The sequence below is a fragment of the Vibrio sp. 1874 genome, from assembly GCF_033344395.1.
GTDB lineage: Bacteria > Pseudomonadota > Gammaproteobacteria > Enterobacterales > Vibrionaceae > Vibrio > Vibrio alginolyticus.
Genome location: NZ_JAWPOR010000002.1, coordinates 706,077 through 728,398, shown reverse-complemented (window position 1 = coordinate 728,398; position 22,322 = coordinate 706,077). Strand labels below are relative to the sequence as shown.

Genomic DNA, 22,322 nt, shown 5'->3' with positions numbered 1-22,322 from the left:
TTCATGGAGTTAAAGAATCAATCCGACTACGAGCGATACATAAAACAAGATAATCTTGGTGAATATTACGTAGTTCTCAATCAATTCACTTTTCACAGTGTTTATCAGCCAATTTTTGATAGACGCCAACGTATTATTGGTATGGAAGCCTTACTGCGTATTCGTGGCATTGATGGTTCCCTAATTCGTCCTGACGTGTTTCTGGCCAATAATGGTCTTGATCCCTACTTTCGCTTATGTGTAGAGTTTTTATCTAGAGCAATGCACATTCGAAATTTCGCACGCTATTTCGCAGGGACGCCGATCAAACTGTTTCTTAACGTCATGCCTCAAACGCTACTCACACTAACCAAAGACATGGGCTTTAAAGATAACGGCCTGCTTTACAAACGCCTTTCCGAACTTGGTATGAGCCCATCAGACGTAGTTTTTGAAGTAGTCGAAGAGTCATGCGGAGATACGGATTTATTAATCAAAGCCGTACAGTTAATGAAAGCAAATGGTTTTATCTTTGCTATCGATGATTTTGGCGCCCAACATTCTGATATCGCACGTGTTCAGCAGCTCTGCCCTGACATCATCAAAATCGATCGTTCCTATTTACTAGACTACTGCGCCGGAGAAACCTTTTCCATACATAGCGCCGTTGATCTAGCGGATCATATGGGAGCAAAAGTCATTATAGAAGGGGTTGAAGAAGACGTGCAGCTACAAGCTATGTATCAACTTAATTTGGATTATTACCAAGGCTTTTACTTAGGAAAGCCTTGCGCCATTCATCACTGGACAGATAGCCTAAACATCGAGACGACAGTGCATTAACACTACCCACTTACAGCACAGTGAAACCAAAAAAGCGCCGATATAATATGCTCGGCGCTTTTTAGTTTTACTCAGATGTCACTTATTTAGTTAAGCGTTCATTTCCCTAGAAAAAATCAATAGAATTACGTCCACTCTTCGGATCACGAGTGGCTTGCGGTTTGTCTTCTTTTTTGCCTTTCTTAGCAGACTGAGACAACGCTTCTTTCTGCGCTTTACGCTCTTTATGTGCCGCTTTACGGCCTGTTGATTTAGGCCCAGAGGCTTTAGGTGACTTACTTTGACGAGACTTATCTTTACGAGAAGACTGCGCTTCTTTTTTCGCTTTCTTTTCTGCTTTTTGCTCTGCCGTTTCAGGTTCGGTTACTGGCGCATCGCAAACCACAACATAATATTCCTGGTTAAACTCAAAAAAGTCACCATCATACATCTTGCGGCGCTTACGTGTTTCTAGTTCACCATTCACCGCAACGTAGCCTTCCTCGATGATATGTTTTGCTTCGCCGCCACCGCTGACCAAGTTTGCGATTTTAAAAAGCTTGTACAGTTCGATTGGATGCGCATCAACATCGATGCCAATCGCTTCGATCTCAATCTCTTCGCCTTCTAAATACTCTTCGTGGTCGTAATCTTGGGTCATGTTACTTACTCTTACTATTTGATGCCCTGAAGTTTAAACGCAATGCTTAAAAATAGAAACCTCTGCCGATGTTCAATCACCGATTCGCCTTGGCGTTTGAGCACCTCTTAACCCATTTAACTTGTCGCTTGTTAGCTTGTATACCGATGCGTAGCTCAAACGAAGATGCAATTACGCAACCTGAAGGTATATACTCTCTAAGTTATTGTTGAAAAGAGCGAATACTTTGTCTCAACCAAGTAGAATTACCTTTGTCACTGCGAACTTGTTTAATTTTGTCGCACCGCCTAACGCCTACTATGATTTCGAGAACATATACTCGTTAGAGCAATGGCGAGACAAACTTTCGTGGACGCAACGTCAAGTTGAAAAACTGGAAGGCGACGTGATTGGCTTACAAGAAGTATTCAGTATCGAGAAGACCCAGGCATTCTTTTCAACCATCGGCTACCCCTACTTTGCGACCGTTGACACTCCACATGTTGAGGATGAGTACATTTACTCAAGCCCTGTTGTGGCAATCGCATCTCGGTTTCCAATAGAAAAAGTACAAGCGGTAGAGTTTGACTTAGCAACGCTTAAACCTTTTGGAGTAAGTGTTGCTCCAGAGTTCAGTCGCAAACCCATCTATGCCCAAGTAATACATCCTGTACTTGGTCATATCGCCGTTTACGTAACGCACCTGAAATCTCAACGCCCGGCCGACTCAGAACAACCAGAAACGTCTAGCACGATTATTGGGCGCTGGTTATCCACCCAGCAAAGAGGCTGGGAAGCAGCGATGTTAAGAGACGCGATGCAAAAGAGGTATCGAAAAGAACCAATGCCGACAGTGTTAATGGGCGATATGAATCAGCCTATCACTCCTATCAGCGTTAACAGCGCATTGGTATCCAATACTGGTGACAGCGTCACTGAATTACAACTCAAAGATGGTTGGTTATTGCAAAGTGACACCCTGAAGGATGAACGCCCAGCCACGCACTATCATTTTTCCACTGGGAATGTACTCGACTATATCTTGCTCTCACAAGAGTTTGACACCTTATCAGATATATCGGTTGCCGAGGTTGTTGACTATCAGGTGTCTAACCAACATCTGATCAACCCGATTTATGACAGAGATAAAAACGCCAGCGACCACGCATTTGTGGCACTGACGGCTGAAGTAAAGCTTTGAGCAACCTATTTAGTTACTTAGTGACGTTTCACAATTTTACGCGGGATAAGTTCTACGCCAGGCTTGTAACGCTTGGCGGAAGCATTGAGTGCTAACTCCATTGCGCTGTCCGCGATCAACTCAAACTGTTGAGGCAAAGAGTTGATTTTCACAGGCAAAAAGTCCAGCAGTCGATTATCACCAAATGTCGCTAAACGCACCTTTCCCATCAGTTCTGGTTTTTCTAGCATTACATCCAACACACCTTCTAACAGTGTGTATGACGTTGTAACAATGGCATCTGGCAATGCGTTCTCTGTTAACCATCTCTCTAAGACTTTCTTGCCTTCTTCCCGGGAGAAGTGTTGTCCATAACCCACTGTTGCCGTTTTACCACCTTGTTGAGAAGCAGATAGAAAACCAAGCTCACGCTCTTTTGAGACTTGAAGATCTTGCAATGCACCGATTAAGCCAATGGACTTAATATCCTCTGACAGTACTGACTGAGTGAGTTCAAGTGCGGCATCAAAATCTTCGCTGATGACACAACAAAAGTGCTCATCATCCATTGGACGGTCTAGCGCGATAACTGGCGTACCAGAATTTTGCAACTTAAGATAATACTCGTTTGCAGTGGGCATACCACTTGCCACAAACAACGCATCAATACGACGACTGACTAATGCTTCCGCCACCTTTTGCTCTGTATCAGGATCATCATCAGAGCAGCCAATCAAAATTTGGTACCCCGCCTTCCGAGAGTTCTGCTCTATCAGCTTTGCAAGACGCGCATAACTGGTGTTCTCTAAGTCTGGGATGATAAGCCCAAATGAGCGTGAATTACCTGCCCGCAAGGAAGACGCCGCATGATCTGGCTTATAATTGTACTCTTCTACAACGGCCATCACCTTTTTCTGAGTCTTCTCGCTGATGCGGTATTTCTGCGCTTTTCCGTTAATCACATAGCTTGCAGTTGTCTTAGAAACACCCGCTAATTTGGCTATTTCATCCAGTGTCATATTCTAAACCTTATTCTGTGCGCGCGATCATATTAATACATCAACGATCTTTCGATAAGTTGAATTATAAGCTGAACCGATTCAGTATAAAAGCTGAAAGGATTCAGCAAAACTTAAAAATTGACGTAAATCACCCGAACACGCAACAAACCAATTTGTGAGCTAGGCTATAGGACAGCGGCAAAGGCTCGTTTGTTAACGTCAGTTTTTAAAACAGTTTTTCTGAGTCTTTTAAAAAATTTACCAACAAGCTGAATCGATTTAGCTTGAAATATAAAAGGTTTGAGGAGTGATAAGCGCTCAGAAGAAGCGGCGTTCAACTTCTCACACAGAATACATTTTTAAATTGATACCTTAAGGCTGGAGAAGCACCATGCTTAAGCTAAATAAGAACGACATTACCCTCTCGCAATCAGCGACAGATAAGTTTGAAGCAATAAAGAGTATTGCTCATAGCCTGACTGATAAAGGCCTAGTTGAACACGGTTACGTTGAAGGCATGCTAAACCGTGAAAACCAAAACTCTACGTTTTTGGGGAACGGTATTGCTATCCCACATGGCACGACTGACACTCGCTCAATGGTGAAAACAACGGGTGTTGCTGTGCATCACTTCCCACAAGGTGTCGACTGGGGTGATGGCAATACTGTGTTCGTCGCTATCGGTATCGCAGCTAAATCTGATGAGCACCTTGGCATTCTTAAACAGCTCACCAAAGTGTTAGGCGCAGATGGCGTAGAAGAGCGTCTGCGTAATGCAAAAAACGAAGACGAGATCATCGCCCTACTGCACGGTGATGTTCAGCTTGAAGCAGACTTTGACGCTTCTTTAATTCAACTCATGTTCCCTGCGAGCGACATGCTACAGATGAGTGCTGTTGCTGGTGGTCTGTTAAAAAATACGGGATGTGCTGATAACGAATTCGTTGCTGATCTCGTTACCAAACAACCAACTCACTTAGGTAATGGCCTGTGGTTAATTGGCAGTGACAAACATGTCACTCGCACAGGCGTGTCATTTGTCTCGACGGCAAACGACTGCGAATATGAAGGTCAAAAAGTGCGTGCACTTGTCGCGTTCGCAGCATGTAACAATGCTCACCAATCTATCCTAAAAACGCTTTCTAATATTGTGTTTAACAATGAACACGGCAAGCTTTTAGATGCATCAGTAGAACAGATTCTTGCTTTGTTCAAAGGTGAAGAAGTCACAGCTGCATCTTCAGAAGAAGGCAATACCGCTGTATTTAAAATCAAAAACTCTCACGGCCTACATGCTCGTCCGGGGGCAATGTTAGTCGCAGAAGCGAAAAAGTTTGAATCCACTATACGTGTTGCCAACCTAGACGGAGATGGAAAAGCAGTAAACGCGAAGAGCCTAATGAAAGTTATCGCGCTGGGCGTTAAGCACGGTCACCAACTTCAATTTACAGCAGAAGGTCCTGATGCCCCGCAAGCCTTGGAGTCTATCGGAAATGCAATCGCTTCTGGCCTTGGTGAAGGTTAAGGATCCGATATGACAAACAAAACAAATAAGGTTGTCACTATTACGCTCAACCCGGCATTGGATTTAACAGGTTCAGTAAATGAACTAAACGTTGGTTCCGTGAGCTTAGTACAGCAAAGCAATCTCCACGCTGCAGGTAAAGGTGTCAACGTAGCAAAAGTGTTGAGCGATTTAGGCGCAGATGTCACGGTTACCGGCTTTCTTGGTAAAGATAACCCTGAGCTATTCCATCAGCTTTTCAATGACATCGGCGTTAAGAATGAGTTTGTAGAAGTACAAGGTGCAACTCGTATCAACGTCAAGCTCGTTGAGGCTAATGGCAACGTCAGTGATATCAACTTCCCTGGTGTTCAAGTTACGGCAGAAGAAATCGCGCGCTTTGAAGAAACCCTATTCCGCCTTGCTGAAACACACGATTACTTTGTATTGGCAGGCAGCCTACCGGGCGGTGTTACTGCAGAGCAATGCGCTGCATGGATAGAAGCACTGCATCAACAAGGCAAAAAGGTGTTGTTCGACAGTAGCAAAGCCGCATTGAAGTCAGGTATTGATGCTCACCCATGGTTGATTAAACCTAACGATGAAGAACTTGGTGATTTTGTTGGCGAACATCTAGCAACACCTGAACAGTGCCAAGCTGCAGCGCAAACACTGAGCGACAAAGGCATAGAAAACATCGTGGTTTCTATGGGACCTGACGGTGTTATGTGGCTCAACCAAGGCGAATGGCTTAGTGCAAAACCGCCTCGAATGCATGTCGTGAGCACCGTTGGCGCAGGCGATACGCTGGTCGCTGGCTTGTGTTGGGGCCACATGCAACTGATGCCTAAAAACGATTTATTGCGCTTCGCTACGGCACTTTCTGCTTTGGCAGTTAGTCAAGTTGGCGTAGGGCTAACCAGTCAGGAAGAACTGGAAAATATCAAGCGACAAACTGAAGTTAGCGCGCTTTACCCTATTACAAACTTAGAACAAAACTAAGGAACAGAAGGTTATCGTATGAATATTGCCATTATTACTGCCTGTCCGAGCGGTGTAGCAAATAGCATCCTTGCGACAGGATTACTAGAACAAGCCGCCGCAAAATTAAACTGGAATGCCAAAATAGAATGTCAATCAAGTGTGGTTGAACCAACACTATTGACGGAAGCTGACGTTGAACAAGCAGAAGTCATTGTCATTGCGGCAAATACTAGCGTCGACACTTCTCGTTTTGTAGGAAAAAAGGTTTACCAAGCGGAAATTAGCGAAGTAGCAAAAGACGCAACTGCATTTCTCCAGCAAGCGGTTGAAAACGCCACTTTACTTGAAAAAGCAACCACACTTGCAGCCCCTATCACTACAGATACAACATCAGCATCAAAGAAGATTGTTGCAATCACGGCATGCCCTACTGGCGTTGCGCATACCTTTATGGCGGCAGAAGCTTTAGAAGAAGAAGGCAAGCGTCGTGGCCATCAAATCAAGGTGGAAACTCGTGGTTCAGTTGGCGCTAAAAACCAACTGACTGAGCAAGAAATTGCAGATGCCGATCTGGTGATCATTGCTGCGGATATTGAAGTGCCACTTGATCGCTTTAACGGCAAAAAGATGTACCGCACGAAAACAGGCCCAGCTCTGAAAAAAACAGCCGAAGAGATGGACAAAGCATTCGAGCAAGCCACGATTTACCAACATTCAGGTTCTGCAAATTCTGCTTCGGCAGCAGACGAGAAGAAAGGCGCTTACAAACACTTGATGACAGGGGTATCGCACATGCTGCCTGTGGTTGTCGCTGGTGGTTTGATCATCGCCCTATCGTTCGTGTTTGGTATTGAAGCATTTAAAGAAGAAGGCACACTAGCAGCAGCCTTGATGAACATTGGTGGTGGCTCTGCATTCGCATTGATGATTCCTGTACTTGCTGGCTATATTGCGTTTTCAATCGCTGACCGTCCTGGTCTGGCTCCTGGTCTTGTTGGTGGTATGCTAGCAAGTTCAACGGGTGCTGGTTTCCTAGGTGGTATCGCAGCTGGCTTCATTGCCGGTTACGCAGCGAAACTCCTCGCAGATAAGGTGAAACTGCCACAATCGATGGAGGCGCTTAAACCGATTCTGATCATTCCATTTGTAGCAACATTGTTCACTGGTCTTGTGATGATCTACATCGTAGGCGGCCCAGTTTCAGGCATCATGAACGGCCTGACTGACTTCCTAAACAACATGGGATCTGACAGTGCAGTACTACTGGGTATTATCCTTGGCGCAATGATGTGTTTCGACCTAGGAGGCCCGGTAAACAAAGCCGCTTACGCATTTGGTGTTGGCCTTTTGGCTTCACAAACTTACGCGCCAATGGCGGCAATCATGGCCGCAGGTATGGTTCCTGCGCTAGGTATGGGTTTAGCGACCTTCATTGCGAAGAACAAATTTGAACAAAATGAACGTGAGGCAGGTAAAGCATCATTTGTCTTGGGCCTTTGTTTCATCTCTGAAGGCGCAATTCCATTTGCTGCGAAAGATCCAATGCGCGTGATTCCATCTTGTATGGCAGGTGGCGCACTTACTGGTGCCCTATCGATGCTATTCGGTGCGAAATTAATGGCACCACACGGCGGTCTATTCGTGCTGCTAATTCCTAACGCAATTTCACCAGTATTAATGTATTTAGTGGCTATTGCAGCAGGTACAGCGGTAACTGGCTTTACTTACGCATTCTTAAAAAGCAAAGCAGAAGCGAAACAAGAAGTCACAGCTTAATTAGAGCGACTCCGGTTAACAATGCCACCCTCGAATTTGGCATTTAGCACCTCCCTTTAATTCCGGTTAAGGGAGGTGTTTTTTATTCCGCAGCCGGAACGGCTACAATGTCTACTTCCCCACTGCTCATATCCACCGTTGCTTGATAAGCGCTATGCGGGTCACCGTAGTGCTTGAAGGTAAAGTGGTAAACGTTAGCTGGCGTCCACAAGGTTTTTGACTCTGCGGGCAGAATGTCATAGCCGTCTTGCTGATAAAGCTCTGTCGCCATTACATTTGCGATTGCCGCCTGCTGGTTAGCGTCTCGATCAACCTTTGGCTCTAATGACGGATTACTTGGATAAGATTCACCGTTGTAACTCATGAGTCGATAGGAGCCATTACTCCAAACGATAAAGTCCTGCCAACCATTACTGTAACTGTCGGCTAGTACAATAGGCGTGCGAGTTACCGACATTCGATTGATAACTTTTCCCTCATTATCAAACATATATGCAGCACAGCCACCACTACCACAGAAATAGCGATCTTGAAGCAACACTATGTATTCTGCCTTGCCGTCGCTGTTTAGGTCGGCGCTACCCGATAGATAACGTAGATTGTCTTGCTCGAGCGACAGCCCTTCAGAGGCTAAAACCTTACTATCAATCCAACTGGAAATGACTTCAGCACTAACACTGTTGACTTTAGGGGCAGGTTGTTTGGTTTCTGTCGGCATGCTATCCGTCGCGGTGCAGCCAACCAAGGTGAAAGAACCAACGAAGAAGAGTCCGTTTAATATGCGCTTATTCATGTAATCTCAATCTTTGATGTGTCGTTACATCAGTATACGCATGATTTGCATTGTAATCTTAAGAAAATCATTAAAATCAAGCAAATGAATGGTTTGGTATATATTAGTAAGATCAAAAAAGCCCCGAAGAAAACCTTCAGGGCTAGGCAGGAAGCTGGCAAATAGCCAGGAGTCCCTATGCAGTGGTCGGTTTTACCCTAAACAGAATTGCAAACATCACTGGCACCACTATCAGTGTCAGTACAGTAGCAAAACCAAGACCTGCCATAATCGTTATTGCCATCGAGCCAAAGAAGGCGTCGAAGACCAGTGGAATCATCCCCAAGATAGTTGTTAGCGCAGCCATACTTACCGGACGAACGCGGCTTATCGCACTATCGACAATCGCGAGGTAAGGATCTTTACCTGACTCCAACTCAAGGTTTATTTGGTCAAGCAACACAATACCGTTTTTCAAAATCATGCCACTTAGGCTTAACAAACCAAGGAATGCTGTAAAACTGAACGGCATGTTCGTGGTAAGCAAACCAAAAGCAACGCCAATGATCGCTAACGGAACGGTGAACCAAATGACCAACGGCTTTTTGATTGAGTTAAACAGTAAAATAGTAATGATGAACATCAACAAGTAACCCATCGGCAATGAACCGAATAGGCCTTCTTGTGCATCTTTGGATGATTCGTACTCACCACCCCATGTGATTTCGTATCCTTCTGGAACATGCAATGCCATCACTTTAGGCTGTACACGAGCAAATAAGCTTGCTGCCGTGTCGTCACTCAACACATCATGGTCCGCGAGAACGGTTAACGTACGCTTACGGTCACGGCGCTGAATTAGCGGCTCACTCCAATCCAGTTGAACGCCATCAATCACTTGATCAACCGGAATATACGTTTGCAACGAAGGACTCCAAATGGTCACGTTTTGTAGTGATTCAAAATCTACGCGTTCTTCTTCAGGAAGGCGTGTCATAATTGGCAACGTATGTGTACCATCACGCAAGTAACCTAAGGTGCTACCACCAAACGCCATTTGCAGTGTGCTTGAAAGATCTTCTTTCGAAATACCTAAGCGACGAGCTTTAGACTCATTGAAAACGGGTACAAGTTCCTTGGTGCGCTCTCGCCAATCGTGACGAATGTTTCGAGCACCAGGGTCGGTATGAAGGATGTCTTCAACTTGCACCGCCAAGTCACGTAAAACTTGTGGTTCAGGGCCAGTAATACGCGCTTCGATCTTAGACGCTGGTGATGGACCAAATTCCATCAATTTAAACTGGAACGTAGGCGCATCAAATGTTTTCGCCAGATTCGCATCTAACTTATGCAGTAAACCAAACATTTTCTCACGATCAGTCGCGCGAACTTGGAACTGCGCGTACGCTTCGTAACTTTTTTCTGGTTGATAGGTTAAAGCAAAACGCTGTAGGCCCTGCCCAATCGAAGCAGAAACAAAGTCAATATCATCTTGCTGACGAATGTAGCTTTCGACCTCTTCAGCTTTTTTAATCGTTTCACGGATGTCAGTACCCTCTGGCATCCACATATCCACGTAGAACATCGGCGTATTCGATGGTGGGAAGAACTGCTGTTTTACATTACCAAATGCCACGACAGCACCCACTAATAGCGCCACCATGCCAGCAACGGTAAGCCAGCGGAATCGCAATGCAAATTTCAGCGATGCCCCAAATACGACAAACAACCAGCCTTTATAAGGATCATCTTCGCTAGTACCCTGCTCTTTGCTTTCCTCTTTCAACAAAAGATCGGCAAGGAAAGGCGTCAGTGTAATAGCGGTAATCCAGCTTAAAAATAATGAGAAACACAGCACCCAGAATAGAGAGCCCATGAACTCACCTGTCGCATCTTGCGACAAACCGATAGGTGCAAAAGCCGTAATTGCAATAACAGTTGCGCCCAGCAAAGGCCATTGTGTTTGCTTTACAATATCGACAGCCGCTTGAACTTTGGTACGCCCTTTCTTTAGGCCAACCAATATGCCTTCCACGACAACAATCGCGTTATCAACCAGCATACCCAAGGCAATAATTAACGCGCCAAGAGAAATACGATGCAGTTCGATGTTGTTGTAATTCATCAAAATGAAGGTACCAAATACCGTCAATAACAACACAACTCCAATGATGACACCACTGCGTAAACCCATAGTAAACAGCAACACAATGATTACGATCGCCACTGCCTCCGCTAGACTAATTACAAACGCTTTAACAGATTCATCCACCTCATTGGCTTGGTTGTAAAAGTAGTTCATATCGATGCCAGCAGGCTTGATAGACTCTAGGCTCGCGAGCTCCGCATCCAAACGTTCACCAACCTCAACCACGTTCACACCCGATGCAAACGAGATACCGATATTAATCGCTTTTTGACCGTTAAAGAGTACGACGTTGCTTGGCTTCTCTTGAATACCGCGAGAAATCGTTGCTACGTCTTTTAGACGAATTAGATTTCCTGTGTCACGGCCATGAATGATCAGATTTTCTAGTGCTTCTACAGTGTTTAAGGTGCCGCTTGGGCGAATAACAAGGCTTTCGCCATTGACCATCACTTCACCTGCTGAAACCACATTGTTTTGCTGGTTCAACAAGCTCGAAACCACATTCATGTCTAAGTTCAGTGCAGCAAGGCGATCAAGTGAGATCTCAACGAATAGCATTTCTTGCTGATCGCCCGTGATGTCTACCTTACCAACACCATCAACAAGCTCGATTTCACGGGTCAGGTAATCCGCATAACGTTTCAGCTCTACATAGTCGTAATCGTCACCAGTGAGCATTAACATCACGCCATAAACGTCACCGAAATCATCAATGATCTGTAAAGACTGAACACCTTGAGGCAATGATGGTCGTAAATCATTAATTTTACGGCGCATTTCATCCCAAATTTGCGGCAGTTCATCAGGACCATAGTCCATTTCCATGCTCACCGTTATTTGAGACATACCATTAGAAGACGTAGAGGTAATTTTGTCGATATAAGGGAGTTTTCGAATCTCTTTTTCTAGAGGATACGTCAGCTCTTCTTCAACTTCTTTTGACGTCGCGCCAGGGTATGTTGAGATGATCATGGCATCTTTGATCGTAAATGCCGGGTCTTCTAATCGTCCAAGCTCCAAAAATGACGTTAAACCACCAACAGCAAGGATAATAATGAACAACCAGCTGATGACTTTGTTTTTTATTGAATACTCAGCAATGTTCATTATTGGTTATTCTCCACAACATCCACATGTTTACCTTCGCGTAATTTACGCAGATTTGAATTAATCAGAATATCGCCCTGGCTAACACCTGACGACACAATGGCTCCATTGCCATTCACTTGAGAAATCATGACAGGCACTCGTGTGACAATGTCACCTTCTTTTTTCCACACAAAGAACTCATTCCCTTCACTGCCTGCTTGAAGCGCCGTGACAGGAACACTGTAACCATCAATAGAGGTAATGCCCGCCTTCACCATATCGACCAAAACGCTTACGCTGGTTCCCGGCAATATCTCTGTTTTTGGCTGTGGCATCGTCAAGTACATTTCGTAGGTTTGAGTTTCAGCGTTGGGTTCACTTGTGTGCTCTAAATAGTCCAAAGCAAATCTGCCATCGATGCCGGAGAAGGTTGCTCTAGGCTTGTAGCTCATGCTGTCTGAGTTTGGGTCTACCATCGCTAAAACATTGTCGGAAAGCTCAATACGCACGTAAACCAAATCGTTTTGGTATAGGTTTAACACGGGTTCACCAATTGCCACACGCTCAAAACGTTCTTTGAAAACATCGGATACTTTACCGGCGAACGGGGCGAATAAACGGGTGTAATTCAATTGATTGGTCGCGTTATAGAAAGTAGCCTCAGCTAGCTCTTTATTGGCGGTTAGCTCATCAAGTTCCGCTTTTGAAATCATTTGACGTGCATGCAAGTCTTCACCGCGTTTAAGCTGACGAATTGCGAGTGTGTATTGTGCTTCTGCGTCATTCACGGCTTGCTTCTCTTTGCTATCATCTAGCTTTGCGATCATTTGCCCCTGCTTCACAACGTCACCCGCTTTAACCAATACGTGCTGAACTTCCCCAGCGCGGCGAAATGCCATTGGCGTTTGCTCTGCAGGCACTACTATGCCTTTGAACGCGCGATGTTGACTTTGTACTGGTGCATCCACCGAGATAGTCGACACAAAAAGTGGCTGCTCGACGATAGCTTGGTTTTCATTTTTGCACCCTGTTAAAACTGCAAGTGCAATCGCAGAGATCGTAAGTAGAGAACGTTTCATTAAATGCCTCCCTCACGAACCCAAGCTTTCACCACTTGTCCTTCAACCAGTCTCTCAACACCAGCAATAACAACGTAATCATTGTTATCAAGCCCGGCTTTCACACCACCTGCTGCGTCAAGTGACACAGTGACTTTATTGACCTGCTGCGTGCTTCTGTCCATTACCCAAACTTCACCTTGCGTCCCATTTTTGTTGACCCAAGCAGACTGAGGTAACGTCATCGCGTCCGATACATGTTGTTTAGCAATGTGTACCTGCCCAGTCATACCTGTCAGCAAATTGCGATCTTCTGGTCGAGTGATGGTCACGATCGCCTCATAACTATTGGTATCGATGTTTGGCTGCGTCGAAATTTCTTTAAATTGCCCAGGAATACGTTTTCTTGGCTCGCTATCCATCGTCACCCACATATCGGAGTTTTGCAGTGACTCAAGTGATACAGATTCCGCATAACTTACTGGCAAGGTGAAAGATACATCCAACGTCGTGTTATCAATGAGATTCAAGATCTCCTGCTTCTCTGCGACTACTTGAAACGGGTTGACATAGGTATATGACACAATGCCATCAAACGGTGCGTGAATTTTGGTATAGCTCAAATCGGTTTTAGCTTGTTCGTAGTTCGCCAATGCCGCTTTATATTGAGTTTCTTTCTGATCGTACTCATCAGTACTAATGAGTTTTTTTCCGTAAAGGTTTTTCGCGCGGTCCCATTGTGTTTTCGCTAACGCGTACTGCGCTTGAGCGGCATCTAACGCAAGCTGAAGATCTTTAGGGTCTAACGTTGCGAGCACTTCACCTTTTTGGACTTTTTGACCCATGCGTACACGTAATTCATCAACCTCTCCACCAACCTGAAAAGAAAGCTGCGCGCGATGTGTTGCATCAATACGCGCTAAAAAGGCGTGCGAGTCTTCAAGTTCTAGGTCTTTCACCGCCAGTAATTTTACAGGTTTGATTAAAGGTTCAGACGGCTCAGAAATGGCTTTATTACACCCAGTTAGCATCCCAGAAAGACTTAATGTCACCACTGCGCCAACTAAAGTGCGCTTTAAATATTGTTTTCGCACCCGCTTTCTCCGTAGGTTTTATATATTACACAGCCGTGCAGTATAAGCAGAATTTGAAATTGATCAACATATTTTCCAGATGGATAGCAAATTAATTAGTCAAAGCGTTCGGTTTCTGGTAAAAGTAAGCGCGTGATTAATATTCGGGAAAATTCGAACTATGAATGAAAGAAAGCAGGGGCGTAGAAGTGCTGAAGCAGCAGAACAAACTAAGTGTCTGATCCTTAAAGTGGCAGCAGATATGTTTTGTGAACTTGGTTACGAGCGTGTCTCGCTGCGCAATATCAGTGAAAAGGCTGGTGTTTCACATAGTTTGATCCGTCACCACTTCGGTAGCAAAGAGAAAATCTGGCAAGCGGTTAGCGATGCAATGGACGAGTTCATGCAGTGCTATATGGCTGAACTCATCAATGAAATGCCGGAGAACACACCTTCGAATAGAAAAATTTATCTGTTTATGGTTCGCATGCTAGCATTTGCTCTCGTCAATCCTCACCCAGTACAGATGATCGCCGATGCCATTCGACAAGGCGATGACGGTGCTCTGCTGCAGTATTTCTTAAAATCAAAAGATGAGTTCGCTGCAATATTTACCGGAATTTTCGAGCAGTACAACAGCGAAAACCCTAATGCACAATTTGATCAGTGGGAATCAAAGTGGCAAATGTTGATCTTCGCACATGGTGCTGTCAGTCTCGCGCCAATGATGCAAGAAACATGGCCGGATATTGCAGATAATCGCGAAAAACTGCTGATCAAGCATTGGGAATTGTTTAATACCATTATGGCCTCTCAATTTGGGATCCCAAAAGAAGAGATGATTCATCCGGAAAAGCTTGAAGATATCGTTATTGATATGTGCTGTACTATTGATGAAGCAGTAAACTAAAAGTAAACAAGCGAAAAGAAGACATAAAAAATGCCGAGCTACAAAGCTCGGCATTTTTGTTTCAATTCGTTTTAACCACGGTAGTAACGTTGTGGTACGAACGGCATTTTTTCAACTGTCATTGGTAGCATTTTACCACGCACTTCAGCGAACACTTCAGTACCAATCGCCGCCAAATCCGCACGAACATAACCCATTGAGACTGGCTTACCTGCGTTCGGACCCGCCGTACCGCTGGTTACAACGCCAATTTTAACGCCGTCGGCATCAAACAGTTCAACACCTTCACGCACTGGCGCTTTGGTTTGACCTACTAGACCCACACGCTTACGCGCCACATCTTTAGTCTCAATCTGCTTAAGAATAATGTCTGCGCCAGGGAAACCACCTTCACGTTCACCACCAATACGACGAACTTTTTGGATACCCCATAGCAAGCTCGCTTCAACAGGTGTTGTTGTTGTGTCTAGGTCATGACCGTATAGACAAAGGCCACACTCAAGACGAAGTGAATCACGAGCACCAAGGCCAATCCATTCAACTTCATCTTCCGCAGTCAGTTTACGTGCTAGCTCTTCCGCTTTGTCAGCAGGAACCGAGATTTCGTAACCGTCTTCGCCTGTATAACCACTACGAGAAACAATGCACTCGGCGCCTAAAATATCGACTTTACGAATATCCATGAACAGCATTTCAGAAACTTCTGGTGCAAAACGCGCCAATACAGCCGCCGCTTTAGGGCCTTGGATTGCAAGTAGAGCTCGGTCTTCGATAATTTCTAGCTCAACACCAGATGGTAAATGCGCTTGTAGGTGTGCGATATCTTGCGCTTTACATGCTGCGTTCACAACCACAAACAGATGATCACCTAGGTTAGCCACCATCAAGTCGTCCATGATGCCGCCCTCTTCATTAGTGAAAAAAGCGTAACGCTGTTTACCAGACTCAAGATCCACAATATCCACTGGGACTAATGTTTCTAGGAACGCAGCTGCACCGTCACCAATTAGGCGAAGCTGTCCCATGTGAGAAACATCAAACAGACCTGCCGCATCACGAGTATGTAAGTGTTCCTTCTTTACGCCTAGAGGATACTGAACAGGCATATCGTAACCCGCGAACGGGACCATTTTGGCACCAACTTCAACGTGAAGTGCGTGTAGTGGTGTTTTCAGTAGTTCTTGAGTCATTTTCGTCTCCATTTAGATAGACCCGAGAATGCTATCGGCATTCGATGTGTTTCCAATAATAAACATGGCTCATTCTATTTTGCACGAACAAGACGTAGATCGACTTGCAAAAGTGTGACTCTTAACATTTTAATCACAACAAATCGTACAAAAAAAGCGCTTTAATGAGCAAGTTCTCATCAAAAAAGCGCTTTTTCATCATAACGACCACCAACAGCAATCGTTTGCTTTCACTATAGGAAATTTACAAGTATTTATCACTATTTGGCTGTCACCCACAAAATGAGCGCATCTTCCTCGCTAACACTGGTCAACATATGTCCCATATTTGCATCGTAATAAACGCTGTCTCCCTCGCTTAAAACAACAGGTTCGTAAAACTCAGAATAGAACATAACCTCGCCAGATAAGATAAGTAAAAATTCTTCGCCGTCATGACGAACCCAGTCTTTATATTCATCAAAACTACGAGCTCGAATTTGGCTCTTAAACGGCATCATTTTCTTATTGGAAAGTTGTGTCGCGAGCAGTTCATGTTCATAGGTTTGTGTTGGGTGTGGTTTACCTTCATTCTTCTTGGTAACATCCCTGCGCCCTGTCGCTACCTTTTTTCTAGGTGGCTCAAAGAGTTGTGGCATGTCAATTTGTAAGCCTAGTGCCAATTTTTGCATCGCTTGAAACGTCGGGGAGATCTGCTCATTTTCTATTTTGCTCAGTGTAGATCGAGCAAGCCCTGTTCGCTGACTCGCTTCTTCTAATGTGATACCGAGTTTCGAGCGGATATCCTTAATACGCTGGCCCAGTTTTAACGGCTCGATATTTTGGTCATGTTGCTCTTTTGCCAACGTCATCGATGGGTATTCATCGTAAATACTTTCTGCCATAAATCCCTCTATAGATATCCATATTTTTTGTCTTACTCGCATTGTGCATGAAGCACATAGTGGATAGAAGTCCACCAAGTGAATTAAAGCGTGCTCTTGTTAACAAATTTTGAAATCTTGTTTCCTATAGGAAATTTTTGGTTGATTGTTCCCGTCACAGGCGCTATGTTACCAACTTGTTAGATGTAGAGATGCATATTTCCGTAAGAGATTGGTAAAGGAAACACGCAATCCAACGGAGTTTTTGCCCAAATTTAGGGCCGGATGTTCACTCTGTTCTGCTACGCAGTTCAGCTGTTTTTGAGGACAAATGAACCACAACCGCAAATCATAACTCATCTATTGCGGGTTCATTTTCAGATTTGGAAGGTCAACTACCATGAATAAGAGTTACCCTAACCACAGCTTGGAAAACTTTTTCTCTACCAACCTCTCTGCGACAGATGATGCTGTCTTTGCTGGAATTCAAGCGGAATCCGCTCGCCAAAACGAACAAATCGAACTTATCGCTTCAGAGAACATTGTTTCTAAAGCGGTAATGCAAGCTCAAGGCACATGCCTAACAAACAAATACGCTGAAGGTTACCCAGGTCGCCGTTACTATGGTGGTTGTGAGCACGTAGATACAGTGGAAGCCATTGCTATCGAACGCGCAAAAAAACTTTTCAATTGTGAATACGCAAACGTTCAACCACACTCAGGCGCACAAGCAAACGGCGCAGTAAAGCTGGCACTGCTTCAACCTGGTGACACCATTCTTGGTATGTCTTTAGACGCAGGTGGTCACCTGACGCACGGCGCACGCCCTGCACTTTCTGGTAAATGGTTTAATGCAGTTCAATACGGTGTTGATCGCGAAACACTAGAAATTAACTACGAAGATGTTCGTGAGCTTGCACTTGAGCACCAACCTAAAATGATCATCGCAGGTGGTAGCGCTATTCCACGTACTATCGACTTTGCAAAATTCCGTGAAATCGCAGACGAAGTAAATGCAATTCTTATGGTCGACATGGCGCACATCGCTGGTCTTATTGCAACAGGCGCACACCCTAGCCCACTGCCACACGCACACGTTGTTACGACTACAACACACAAAACATTGCGTGGCCCTCGCGGCGGTATGATTCTTACTAACCACGAAGACATCATTAAGAAAATCAACTCAGCCGTATTCCCTGGCCTACAAGGTGGCCCACTGATGCACGTTATCGCAGCCAAAGCGGTCGCATTTGGTGAAGCGCTTGGCCCTGAATTTAAAACTTATATTGATTCGGTGATCAATAACGCAAAAGTCCTAGCGGAAGTATTGCAAACTCGCGGTTGCGACATCGTAACTGGTGGCACAGACACGCACCTAATGCTGGTTGACCTTCGTCCGAAAGGGTTGAAAGGCAATAAAGCAGAAGAAGCTCTAGAGCGTGCTGGGATCACATGTAACAAAAATGGCATCCCATTCGATACAGAGAAGCCTATGATTACATCGGGCATCCGTTTAGGAACGCCTGCGGGTACAAGCCGCGGCTTTGGCGCTGAAGAATTCAAACTCATCGGTAATTGGATTGGTGACGTACTGGACGGTTTAGTGAACAACCCTGAAGGTGACGCAGAAGTTGAAAAACGCGTTCGCAAAGAAGTAAAAGAACTTTGCAGTCGCTTTCCTCTATACCAGTAAACGATTTTTTTGAAATCATAATAATTCCTGACAAGTTATTCGGAGATTAAGCAATGGACAAAACACTGAAGTTTGCAGATAGCCACGAGTGGGTACGTGACAACGGTGACGGCACAGTAACAATTGGTATTTCTGAGCATGCACAAGAAATGCTAGGTGACGTGGTATTCGTTGACCTACCAGACGTAGAAGACGAAGTTGAAGCAGGTGAAAGCTTCTCTCTCGTTGAATCTGTAAAAGCAGCGTCAGACATCTACGCACCAATCACTGGTGAAATCGTAGAAATCAATGAAGAACTAGAAGACAGCCCAGAGCTAATTAACGAAGAGCCGTACGAAGGTGGCTGGATCGTAAAAGTGAAGATGTCTGATGTATCTGAACTAGATAACCTGAAAGACGCAGACGAATACCTAAACTCTATCGAAGAAGAGTAATTAGGATGTGACGAAAGCTGTTCCCTAGCCTGTTTAGAGAACAGCTTTTTTTCTAGGTTCGGACGTATAATTTAATTTATCAGTAACGCAAATCCGTTACCCGAACCAAGGAGTAGGTAAAGGACAATGACTGAATTACTTCAAAGCCTCAGCACACAAAACGAGTTCGTTGCTCGCCACAATGGACCAAACAAATCTGACCAACAGAAAATGTTGGAAGCGATCAACGCAGTTAGCCTAGATTCGCTTATCGACGAAACCGTACCAGCACAAATTCGCCTAGAGCAACCAATGAGCTTGGCAGAAGCGAAAAGCGAAGCAGACATGCTGGCAGCAATGCGTAAGTTCGCCGATCAGAACCAAGTTAAACGTACATTTATTGGTCAGGGTTACTACAACACCTTCACGCCGAACGTGATTCTACGCAACGTGATGGAAAACCCGGGCTGGTACACTGCTTACACCCCTTACCAACCAGAGATCTCACAAGGTCGTTTAGAAGCACTTCTAAACTACCAACAAATGGTGATGGATCTTACTGGTATGGAAATCGCGAACGCGTCATTGCTTGATGAAGCAACGGCAGCAGCAGAAGCGATGACGCTTTGTAAGCGTGCGGGTAAAAGCAAGAGCAACGTATTCTTCGTTGCTGACGACGTTCACCCACAAACCATCGAAGTGGTAAAAACTCGTGCGAAATTCATCGGCTTTGAAGTCTTGGTTGGTTCTTTAGAATCACTACCAGAGCAAGACGTGTTCGGCGCACTAGTTCAATACCCAAGTACAACAGGTGAAGTTCGTGACCTAACGGACATCATCGCTAAAGCGCAAGCAAACAAAACACTAGTGACTGTAGCAACGGACCTTCTTGCTTCTACCCTGCTTAAACCTGCAGGTGAAATGGGCGCAGACGTAGCAATCGGTTCAGCACAACGTTTTGGCGTGCCGATGGGTTACGGCGGTCCACACGCTGCTTTCATGGCAACGCGTGATAAGCACAAGCGTACAATGCCTGGTCGTGTTATCGGTGTTTCTATCGATACCAACGGTAACCAAGCACTGCGTATGGCAATGCAAACGCGTGAACAGCACATCCGTCGTGAAAAAGCGACATCAAACATCTGTACTGCTCAAGCACTGCTAGCGAACATGGCGTCTTTCTACGCGGTTTACCACGGCGCAGAAGGTCTACGCACGATTGCTCGTCGTACGCACCATATGACAGCCATCTTAGCCGCTGGCCTAACTAAAGGCGGCTTCGAGCTTGCTCACAACAGCTTCTTCGACACTATCACTATCAACACAGGTGCACAAACTGAAGACCTATACGCGAAAGCACTAGCCGCAGACATCAACCTACGTAAGTTGGGTACTCAGCTAGGTGTGAGCTTCGACGAAACCACAACCGTGGCAGATGTAGAAGCCCTATTCGCAGTATTCGGTGTGAAAGAAGAAGTGGCAGCACTATCAACTGAAATCGCGGGCAACGAGTTTGCAGCCATTCCAGAAGCATTGCGCCGCACAACAGAATATCTAACACACCCTGTGTTTAACACGCACCACAGCGAAACACAGATGATGCGTTACCTAAAACAGCTAGAGAACAAAGACTTCTCACTCACGCACGGCATGATCCCACTGGGCAGCTGTACGATGAAGCTGAACGCAGCAGCAGAGATGATCCCAGTTACTTGGCCTGAGTTTGGTTCGATCCACCCGTTCGCACCAACAGAACAAGCAGCTGGTTACGCAGCACTCGCAAAAGACCTTAAAGAAAAGCTATGTGAAATCACTGGCTATGACGCATTCTCACTACAACCAAACTCTGGTGCATCGGGTGAGTACGCAGGTCTTATCGCGATTCAACGCTACCACGAAAGCCGTGGCGAAGGTCACCGCAACGTATGTTTGATCCCAAGCTCTGCGCACGGTACTAACCCTGCGACAGCATCTATGGTGTCAATGAAAGTGGTTGTGGTTAAGTGTGATGAAGAAGGCAACATCGACATCGACGACCTAGCAGCGAAAATCGAGAAACACAAAGACAACCTATCAAGCATTATGATCACTTACCCTTCTACGCACGGCGTTTACGAAGAGAAAGTGAAAGAAGTGTGTGAAATGGTTCATGCCGCCGGTGGTCAGGTTTACCTAGACGGCGCTAACATGAACGCGCAGGTTGGTCTAACATCACCAGGCTTCATCGGTTCAGACGTTTCTCACCTAAACCTACACAAAACCTTCTGCATCCCGCACGGTGGTGGCGGTCCGGGTATGGGTCCTATCGGTGTGAAATCTCACCTAGCTCCTTTCCTACCAGGGCATATTGAAGACGGTGTAGAAGGCGCAGATTTCGCAGTATCCGCAGCGGATATGGGTAGCGCTTCTATCCTACCTATCTCTTGGGCTTACATCGCAATGATGGGCGAAGCTGGCCTAACAGATGCAACAAAAGTAGCAATTCTGAACGCAAACTACGTGATGGAAACACTTCGCCAACACTACCCTGTTCTTTACCGTGGCAAAAATGGCCGCGTAGCGCACGAATGTATTATCGACATTCGTCCGCTGAAAGAAGAAACAGGTATCAGCGAAGAAGACATCGCGAAACGTCTAATGGACTACGGTTTCCACGCACCAACTATGTCGTTCCCTGTAGCGGGCACGCTAATGGTTGAGCCAACGGAATCGGAAGATCTAGAAGAGCTGGACCGCTTCTGTGATGCGATGATCGCTATCCGCGAAGAAATGGAGAAAGTGAAAAACGGTGAATGGCCACTGGATAACAACCCACTTGTTAACGCGCCACACACACAAGTTGATCTTTCAGCTGAAGATTGGGACCGCCCTTACTCTCGCGAGATTGGCTGCTTCCCGTCTAAAGCGACCAAATCTTGGAAGTACTGGCCAACGGTAAACCGCGTAGATAACGTATACGGCGACCGTAACCTAATCTGTTCATGCCCAAGCATCGATAACTACGAAGATTAATTTTTGTAGAATCTAAATAAACAAAGGCGAACCGATTGGTTCGCCTTTGTTTTTGGTGTGCCGCCGTAACATTTGTTGATACATCGAGAAGGAATGATGGCTAGTTATTGTTTGCACAAAAGTGATTTAGAAATACAGTGACTTCTGAGAACCTTTGAATTAGCACTAATATCTCAGAGCCTTAAAAGCTTGTTGGAAACTCCTCATGAAC

The 22,322-nt window shown here is 45.3% G+C and carries 17 protein-coding genes; 9 read left to right on the top strand and 8 right to left on the bottom strand.

Going from position 1 to position 22,322, the window contains the following annotated elements; genetic code table 11:
• Nucleotides 1-3: 3 nt before the first annotated feature.
• A complete protein-coding gene (locus R8N46_RS07130; RefSeq protein WP_017820958.1) occupies nucleotides 4-822 on the top strand; it encodes an EAL domain-containing protein in 819 nt (272 codons plus the stop codon).
• A 106-nt stretch (nucleotides 823-928) separates the two neighbouring features.
• Here the strand turns inward: R8N46_RS07130 and R8N46_RS07125 are convergent, their stop codons facing one another.
• Nucleotides 929-1,462, bottom strand: coding sequence for an RNA-binding S4 domain-containing protein (locus R8N46_RS07125; protein ID WP_005376400.1), 534 nt, complete (start codon nucleotides 1,460-1,462; stop codon nucleotides 929-931).
• 226 nt (nucleotides 1,463-1,688) lie between these two features.
• Between R8N46_RS07125 and R8N46_RS07120 the strand changes: the two genes are divergently transcribed.
• Nucleotides 1,689-2,642 carry an endonuclease/exonuclease/phosphatase family protein gene (locus R8N46_RS07120; RefSeq protein WP_171345663.1) on the top strand — a complete coding sequence of 318 codons (954 nt, stop codon included), beginning with the start codon at nucleotides 1,689-1,691 and terminating at the stop codon, nucleotides 2,640-2,642.
• A gap of 17 nt (nucleotides 2,643-2,659) precedes the next feature.
• Here R8N46_RS07120 and cra read toward each other — a convergent pair whose 3' ends face one another.
• Entirely contained in the window at nucleotides 2,660-3,640 is a 981-nt protein-coding gene (gene cra / locus R8N46_RS07115; protein WP_062730994.1) for a catabolite repressor/activator, read from the bottom strand.
• Nucleotides 3,641-4,013: 373 nt separating this feature from the next.
• Between cra and fruB the strand changes: the two genes are divergently transcribed.
• Genes fruB through fruA form a run of 3 tightly spaced genes read left to right on the top strand, consistent with a single transcriptional unit; the run spans nucleotide 4,014 to nucleotide 7,886 of the window.
• Nucleotides 4,014-5,147 (top strand): fused PTS fructose transporter subunit IIA/HPr protein, encoded by a 1,134-nt coding sequence (fruB, locus tag R8N46_RS07110; protein WP_025767801.1) that lies wholly within the window; start codon nucleotides 4,014-4,016, stop codon nucleotides 5,145-5,147.
• Nucleotides 5,148-5,156: 9 nt separating this feature from the next.
• Nucleotides 5,157-6,128 carry a 1-phosphofructokinase gene (pfkB, locus tag R8N46_RS07105; RefSeq protein WP_042520798.1) on the top strand — a complete coding sequence of 324 codons (972 nt, stop codon included), beginning with the start codon at nucleotides 5,157-5,159 and terminating at the stop codon, nucleotides 6,126-6,128.
• An 18-nt stretch (nucleotides 6,129-6,146) separates the two neighbouring features.
• Nucleotides 6,147-7,886: a PTS fructose transporter subunit IIBC gene (gene fruA / locus R8N46_RS07100; RefSeq protein WP_171345662.1), complete on the top strand. Its 1,740-nt coding sequence runs from the start codon at nucleotides 6,147-6,149 to the stop codon at nucleotides 7,884-7,886.
• A gap of 82 nt (nucleotides 7,887-7,968) precedes the next feature.
• On the opposite strand, the gene R8N46_RS07095 is transcribed toward fruA, so the two are convergent.
• From R8N46_RS07095 to R8N46_RS07080, 4 genes are all read right to left on the bottom strand, one after another.
• Nucleotides 7,969-8,679 (bottom strand): hypothetical protein, encoded by a 711-nt coding sequence (locus R8N46_RS07095; protein WP_171345661.1) that lies wholly within the window; start codon nucleotides 8,677-8,679, stop codon nucleotides 7,969-7,971.
• Nucleotides 8,680-8,854: 175 nt separating this feature from the next.
• Entirely contained in the window at nucleotides 8,855-11,914 is a 3,060-nt protein-coding gene (locus R8N46_RS07090; RefSeq protein WP_171345660.1) for an efflux RND transporter permease subunit, read from the bottom strand.
• On the bottom strand, nucleotides 11,914-12,975 hold the full coding sequence (locus tag R8N46_RS07085) for an efflux RND transporter periplasmic adaptor subunit (protein WP_005376420.1): 1,062 nt from the start codon (nucleotides 12,973-12,975) through the stop codon (nucleotides 11,914-11,916). The genes R8N46_RS07090 and R8N46_RS07085 overlap by 1 nt, the downstream gene beginning before the upstream one ends.
• On the bottom strand, nucleotides 12,975-14,048 hold the full coding sequence (locus R8N46_RS07080) for an efflux RND transporter periplasmic adaptor subunit (protein ID WP_104976115.1): 1,074 nt from the start codon (nucleotides 14,046-14,048) through the stop codon (nucleotides 12,975-12,977). Before R8N46_RS07080 ends, R8N46_RS07085 begins: the two co-directional genes overlap by 1 nt.
• 160 nt (nucleotides 14,049-14,208) lie before the next feature.
• Between R8N46_RS07080 and vdeR the strand changes: the two genes are divergently transcribed.
• On the top strand, nucleotides 14,209-14,937 hold the full coding sequence (gene vdeR / locus R8N46_RS07075; RefSeq protein ID WP_005376423.1) for an efflux transporter transcriptional repressor VdeR: 729 nt from the start codon (nucleotides 14,209-14,211) through the stop codon (nucleotides 14,935-14,937).
• Nucleotides 14,938-15,008: 71 nt separating this feature from the next.
• Here the strand turns inward: vdeR and gcvT are convergent, their stop codons facing one another.
• Both gcvT and R8N46_RS07065 read right to left on the bottom strand, forming a co-directional pair.
• Nucleotides 15,009-16,127 carry a glycine cleavage system aminomethyltransferase GcvT gene (gene gcvT, locus R8N46_RS07070; RefSeq protein ID WP_017820967.1) on the bottom strand — a complete coding sequence of 373 codons (1,119 nt, stop codon included), beginning with the start codon at nucleotides 16,125-16,127 and terminating at the stop codon, nucleotides 15,009-15,011.
• A 260-nt stretch (nucleotides 16,128-16,387) separates the two neighbouring features.
• A complete protein-coding gene (locus R8N46_RS07065; RefSeq protein ID WP_005376429.1) occupies nucleotides 16,388-17,011 on the bottom strand; it encodes a helix-turn-helix domain-containing protein in 624 nt (207 codons plus the stop codon).
• Nucleotides 17,012-17,390: 379 nt separating this feature from the next.
• On the opposite strand from R8N46_RS07065, the gene R8N46_RS07060 reads away from it, so the two are divergent.
• From R8N46_RS07060 to gcvP, 3 genes are all read left to right on the top strand, one after another.
• On the top strand, nucleotides 17,391-18,686 hold the full coding sequence (locus tag R8N46_RS07060) for a serine hydroxymethyltransferase (RefSeq protein WP_005376430.1): 1,296 nt from the start codon (nucleotides 17,391-17,393) through the stop codon (nucleotides 18,684-18,686).
• 53 nt (nucleotides 18,687-18,739) lie between these two features.
• Nucleotides 18,740-19,120, top strand: coding sequence for a glycine cleavage system protein GcvH (gcvH, locus tag R8N46_RS07055; protein WP_005376432.1), 381 nt, complete (start codon nucleotides 18,740-18,742; stop codon nucleotides 19,118-19,120).
• Between the two features lie 126 nt (nucleotides 19,121-19,246).
• Entirely contained in the window at nucleotides 19,247-22,111 is a 2,865-nt protein-coding gene (gene gcvP / locus R8N46_RS07050) for an aminomethyl-transferring glycine dehydrogenase (protein ID WP_115386629.1), read from the top strand.
• The last annotated feature ends 211 nt before the right edge of the window (nucleotides 22,112-22,322 follow it).